The organism is Cypionkella psychrotolerans, assembly GCF_001294535.1.
Classification (GTDB): Bacteria; Pseudomonadota; Alphaproteobacteria; order Rhodobacterales; family Rhodobacteraceae; genus Cypionkella; species Cypionkella psychrotolerans.
Window position 1 is genome coordinate 1 of the sequence record NZ_LGIC01000022.1, and the last position, 5,325, is coordinate 5,325.

Here is a 5,325-nt window from a genome sequence, read left to right on the forward strand (position 1 = left end):
GCCGCCTTCCTGCTCACTTTGCGCGATAGTGGTGTGCGTTTCCTTGCTGTTGACATGCCGGAAGCCAATGACCTGACGGTAGGAATCATGGCGCTGGTGGCGCAAGCGGAGCGGGAGGCGATCTCTAGGCGCACAAAGGAGGCTCTGGCGGTCGCCAAGGCGCGCGGGGTGAAGCTGGGCAATCCCAACGGTGCGGATGCGCTCCGGCGCGCGGGGAAGGGCGGTGTGGCCCTGCGCGAGGCGGTGAGTGCCAATGCCAGACTACATGCAAGCGACCTTGCTCCGGTGATCGCGGATATTCGCGCGGAGGGGCATCTGACGCTGCGTGCCATAGCCGAGCAGCTAAGCGAGCGGGGCATGCTCACCCGGCAGGGCGCGCGATGGCATGTGTCGAACGTGCGGAATTTGTTACGACGGATGGATGGGTAAGATGCCTCTTGCAGCTGTCTGAACTGAGGGCGGAGATATCATCGGCCTGCGAAGGGGCAACTCTTCCCTGTGCGGCTTGGCCGTATTGTCCCAATTCTGCCGCTCGCGGTTCGCGCAGCAAAATGCCCGTGAGTACTCTTCAGATCACTCTTCGATCGCAGCGCCCAATTCACAAATTCGAAATCCGTTTTTGCGCGCAATTATATCGAAATGCAGGTGGTCTTCATGCGACGCGTTCGAACCGGGCCCTAGAACTGTTGCGAAATCAAGACACGCGGAGGCCCAGACCGCATCCTGAAAGGCACGGGCAAGGCCGTCTTGCGATTTGCCTGGTCCGACCATCACGGGGGAACCTAGTTCAAAACGAAACCCCATCACGTCGAACGCATTTCCGAAGGCGTGTTCCGACAATGCTCCGTCGTCCTCATTGTTGCGTCTGCGGCAGGTGTAGCCAGAGCCGTTTTCTATGGCGGTCAAGGCGCCCCGACCGTCAAGGCGGGCTGCGGCGGGCAGAACGAAATCCTGCACCCAAGAGGCCAGTGCCTGTGCCGTTGGGCAACGTATGACAGCTGGAGGGACGAGGGCGACTCCCGGAGCGATCTCGCTGACCTTGATGGGTTGCAAGATTCCGCAATCGACATCGTCTTCTGGCACGACGGCCACAACTTCCTCGTAGACGACCGCCAAATCGTGCAGCGCGACAAGGCAGGAGGCATAGGTTGCATCGTCCTGCCGGAGCAAATCCCGCTGTCCCTTCGCCGCAATTGCCCGCGACGGGGCGGCGACATTTTCGGTTTCTTCAACGGCCTGTGGCGGAGTGACCTGTGCAGGCGCAGCGGCCGTAGGGGCGTCTTGGGGGCGGGGCATCGGGCGTATAGGCTGTTGCGTTGCGGCATTCTGTGCGGTTGCTGGTATGGCGATGGCAATTGCAAACATAATGGCGGCAACCCGCTTCATTCCAGAAATTCCACTGACACGCCCGGCTTTACCAAATGGGCCAACTCTTCAACGTCCCAGTTTGTGAATCGCACACACCCGCGGCTAACGGCCTGAAACAGCGACTCCGGAGTATCCGTGCCGTGCAAGCCGTAGGTTGGTTTAGACAGATCGATCCAAACCGACCCCACGGGGCCATTTGGTCCTGGTGGCAAGATCAGCGCGTCTGTCACGCCATCCACGACGAAGTTGGTTTCAGGCAGATAGCTGTAGGTAGGATCCATCGCGATGGCGACAACTTCTACAAGCCCTTCAGGCGACGGGGTGGCTGCGGAACCAATGGCTACCGGATAGTTGGTCACCATCCGCCCTTCTGCGTCGAAGCCTACGGCGCGGCGTTCGGATTTGCGAATCTCAATCCGTGCCACCTCGGCCACCAGCATCTCGCCGGGGTCTGCTACCCAAACAGACTCGCCCATGACAAAGTTTGCCTCTGGGTTGAGGGCCCTCAGAAAATCTTCATCCATGTGAAACCGTTCGGCAAGCCTCTCGGCGACGCGGACATACCCCAGCTTGGCAAGTTTTGCCTTTTCAGCCACGTTGTCGGGAATGGTTTCGGTCAGCTCAGAAATATCATCGGCGCTCACCGTGTAGGTTGTCAGAATTGGCATTACATCATCGCCGATGAGAGCAGACCAGACGTCTGCATCCAGAATGCCGTCGACCAGCAGGCCTTGGCGCTCTTCAAATCCGCGTAGCGCGCTTTCGCTCATCTCGCCTTTGTATCCGTCGACGACACCCGGAGAGATGCCGGCCCGATCCAGCAGGACTTGCAACTTCACCGTCAGCCCGGACTGGCCATCCGGCGTATCGAAACCTTCAAAGGTTGCGGCTTCAATGTCGCCGGGAGACAGAGCGAAGGCAGGGTTTGTGGTCAGAAGAGCAGCGCAGAACAATATTGGCCGCATGTAAACCTCAGATTAGGCCCCAGAAAACGCGCGCGAAGCAATTTGGTTCTAAGGGGACGATGGATAGTTTTTCAGGTTACCTGTGAGGGTGCCTGTCGTCGTCATCAATTGCCGATACAGGCCGCCCAGCTTTCTGCCTGGCAAATTGAGCAAGTTGATTAAGTCCGGACCCGCCGCGATTGGTAAGTCCGGGGATAATTTAAAGTAGGAAGTCGCTCTGCGTCAGACCCGAGAGCACGCCAATGTTAATGGTAAAGTCAGCCACGCTATCGCCGTCGACATCTCCCGTCACAAGCCCATTGGAATAGCGAAGCTCACCGGCAACCGACGAAAATTGCGCAGAACCTACAAAATCAAAGCTTTGATTCCCCGCGAGGCTCAGGTTTGCGTCTATCGCTGTCAGTGCAATCCGATCGGTTCCAATCTGAAAGTCGGTGATCAGGTCGTGGCCAAAGCCGGTACTACCTTCGGCAACCGAAGCAAACACAAACACGTCGGCTCCAGCGCCGCCAGTGACGATATCAGCCCCCAAGCCTCCCCGCAGCGTGTCGCTTCCAGCACCGCCAATCAACTGATCGCGGCCACCGCCCCCATTCAGTTGGTCGTTTCCGGCGTTTCCAAGCAAAACATCGGCACCATTGCCCGTGGTCAGCGCGTCATTTCCACTACCTGCCATAATCGTAAAGTTTTCACTCCCTTGGAAATCGACAGAGCTGCCGAGGCGATCTGCCACATGTCCAACATAGCCCGTCAGCAGATTACCGCCCGTGATACCGCCGGACACTCTGGACGTCATCGCCGTATAGTCGATGATCAGTCGGTCATCGCCTGCGCCAGCATGAACACTGTCGGCACCGCCACGCAGAGTAATACGGTCACTTCCGCCGCCTGCAGTTATTGTGTCAGCCCCGACGCCGCAATAAATGACATCATCTCCGTTACCGGTTGTAACGGTATTGGCCCCATTTCCCGCGTAGACGGAGTTGCCACCGTCGAGAGCGGTGATAGTGTCTGCGTTTCCACCCCCTATGATCGTGTTCGCCCCTTGACCTGCTGAAACGGTGGACGCGCCTTGCCCGGTCTTTATGATATCGTTTCCTGCGCCAGTCGTGATTGTGTCAGTGCCATTACCCGACAAAATGGTAAAGTGCTCGATGGTACCGTCAGTAATGGTGACCATGCGCCCACCACCGCCTGCTTCGGTAAAGCTGGAGGTGCTGTCGCCTGTCACAGCCCCAATAGCACCCCTATAGTCAACAATTAGGCGATCTATGCCGAGGCCGCCATTCACCGCATCGATGCCGCCCGTGACTGTGACGATATTGTTGCCAGCGTTGCCGACAATGCCATTGGCATCACTGGCGTCATGCAGGCGGATTGGAGCATTGCCGGTCAAGGTCACGGTGGTGACGCCCAATGCGAGGTTTAATAGGATATTGTGCGACGATGCGCCGCCGAAGATGGTCATGCCGCTGAAAGCTACGGTTGCCGTTTCATTGCCGTAGCCCGCCTCGAGGCGAAGGACGTCTCCGGGTCCTGACACTTGCATGGCGGCCGCAATCGAGGGGAAATCGGAATTGGGTCCGACGGTGTACGTGCTCATGAAAGTCTCCTGGGATTGCGGTGCGCATAGTGAATATGCATGGGCTGCATGCATGTCAGGCCACTGAGCTAAGCTCTTATTAGCATCTAAGGCATTATCGACCTTATTGCGAACAACGCTTCAGCTTTGAAACGGTTCCTCTACAATGTCTTCACAGTGAAAATGCGCCGGACTTTCGCTTCGCATCATGGCGCTTGTCGACCAATCTGAACGTGAGGCGATCTCGCGCCGCAGCAAACAGGCGCTGGCCGTGGCACGGGCACGCGGGATAAAGTTGGGCAAGCCCAATGGGGCCAAGGCGCTGAGGCGGGCCGGGAAGGGCGGTGTGGCGCTCAGAGCGGCGGCGGCGGTCAACGCAGACGGCTTCGCGGGTGACCTTGCAGGTGTGGTCGCGGATGTCCGTGGGGCACGGCAAGCAAGCCTGCGGGCAATTGCTGTGGGGTTGATCCGGCGGGGAATACAGATTCGGCGTGGGGAAGCGTGGCAGATGTGGAATGTAAAAGTGTTGTTAGACAGACTGACGTGGGTGTAGGGTCTTTGTAGTAGATCTGCGCACGGCCATTAGATCTACTTCGCTTTCGAAAGTGCTCTGTCTTTGCCCACTGCATTCAGACCGGAATTCTGCATTGTCGGGAAAAACAAGTGTCTGCATGAACGGTCCTACAGTACACACGCGCCTTCCAATATCGTCCAAGGGATAGCATTTTAGCGAGGCTAGGCTTGTTTTACTTTCGTGAACACCGTCACCGAACTAAACACGATTCATTGACTATGCACATCCTGCATCAATATCAGGCGTACGAAGGGGAGGCGGTCCTGAATAGCCCCGAGTTTCCTAGACACCTTGCAGCTTCAGTTTTTGCTGCTGCTCGAATGCGATCGGCGACAGCATTCCGTTCCTAACGTGTTTGCGCTGCGGGTTGTAGAAGAACTCGATGTAGTCGAACACATCCTGGCGGGCTTCTTTGCGGGTTTTATACTTTCTTCGGCGGATGCGTTCGCGTTTGAGCAGGTTGAAGAAGCTTTCGGCGACGGCGTTGTCCCAGCAGTTGCCACGTCGGCTCATGCTTTGCGTCAGATTGTGCTGTTCGAGGAACTCCTGCCACTCATAGCTGGTGAACTGTGAGCCTTGGTCGGAATGCACTTGGACTTTGGTCTTCGGTTTGCGGCGCCAGACGGCCATCAGAAGGGCTTGCAACGGCAGATCCGTATAGGTCCGACCCTGCATGGACCACCCAACAACACGCCTAGAAAATAGATCGATGACAACTGCGAGATAAACGAAGCCCTCGTGGGTGCGGATGTAGGTGATATCTGTGACCCAGAACTGGTCCGGAGCGTCGACATCAAACTCTCGGTTCAAGGTGTTGTCGGCCACGACCGCAGGGC

At 57.4% G+C, this 5,325-nt stretch carries 6 protein-coding genes; 2 read left to right on the forward strand and 4 right to left on the reverse strand.

Annotation, left to right across the window (positions count from 1 at the left end):
- On the forward strand, positions 1 to 429 hold a 429-nt coding region (locus AKV04_RS04895; RefSeq protein ID WP_162232835.1), incomplete at its 5' end, for a recombinase family protein.
- 144 nt (positions 430 to 573) lie between these two features.
- On the opposite strand, the gene AKV04_RS04900 is transcribed toward AKV04_RS04895, so the two are convergent.
- The 3 genes from AKV04_RS04900 to AKV04_RS04910 all read right to left on the reverse strand — a co-directional run bounded on the left by AKV04_RS04900 (position 574) and on the right by AKV04_RS04910 (position 3,936).
- Positions 574 to 1,296: an extensin-like domain-containing protein gene (locus AKV04_RS04900; protein ID WP_054005355.1), complete on the reverse strand. Its 723-nt coding sequence runs from the start codon at positions 1,294 to 1,296 to the stop codon at positions 574 to 576.
- 86 nt (positions 1,297 to 1,382) lie between these two features.
- Positions 1,383 to 2,333 (reverse strand): L,D-transpeptidase family protein, encoded by a 951-nt coding sequence (locus AKV04_RS04905; protein ID WP_054005356.1) that lies wholly within the window; start codon positions 2,331 to 2,333, stop codon positions 1,383 to 1,385.
- Positions 2,334 to 2,532: 199 nt separating this feature from the next.
- Positions 2,533 to 3,936 (reverse strand): calcium-binding protein, encoded by a 1,404-nt coding sequence (locus AKV04_RS04910; RefSeq protein WP_054005357.1) that lies wholly within the window; start codon positions 3,934 to 3,936, stop codon positions 2,533 to 2,535.
- Between the two features lie 187 nt (positions 3,937 to 4,123).
- Here AKV04_RS04910 and AKV04_RS04915 point away from each other — a divergent pair, with 187 nt between their 5' ends.
- Positions 4,124 to 4,468, forward strand: a complete 345-nt coding sequence (locus AKV04_RS04915) for a hypothetical protein (RefSeq protein WP_054005358.1) — start codon at positions 4,124 to 4,126, stop codon at positions 4,466 to 4,468.
- A gap of 303 nt (positions 4,469 to 4,771) precedes the next feature.
- On the opposite strand, the gene AKV04_RS04920 is transcribed toward AKV04_RS04915, so the two are convergent.
- On the reverse strand, positions 4,772 to 5,325 hold a 554-nt coding region (locus AKV04_RS04920; RefSeq protein WP_054005359.1), incomplete at its 5' end, for an IS3 family transposase.

Coding starts and splice junctions, on each gene's coding strand:
- AKV04_RS04900 (WP_054005355.1), bottom strand. CDS start 1,296: ATGCCCCGCCCCCAAGACGCCCCTACGGCCGCTGCGCCTGCACAGGTC.
- AKV04_RS04905 (WP_054005356.1), bottom strand. CDS start 2,333: ATGCGGCCAATATTGTTCTGCGCTGCTCTTCTGACCACAAACCCTGCC.
- AKV04_RS04915 (WP_054005358.1), top strand. CDS start 4,124: ATGGCGCTTGTCGACCAATCTGAACGTGAGGCGATCTCGCGCCGCAGC.
- AKV04_RS04910 (WP_054005357.1), bottom strand. CDS start 3,936: ATGAGCACGTACACCGTCGGACCCAATTCCGATTTCCCCTCGATTGCG.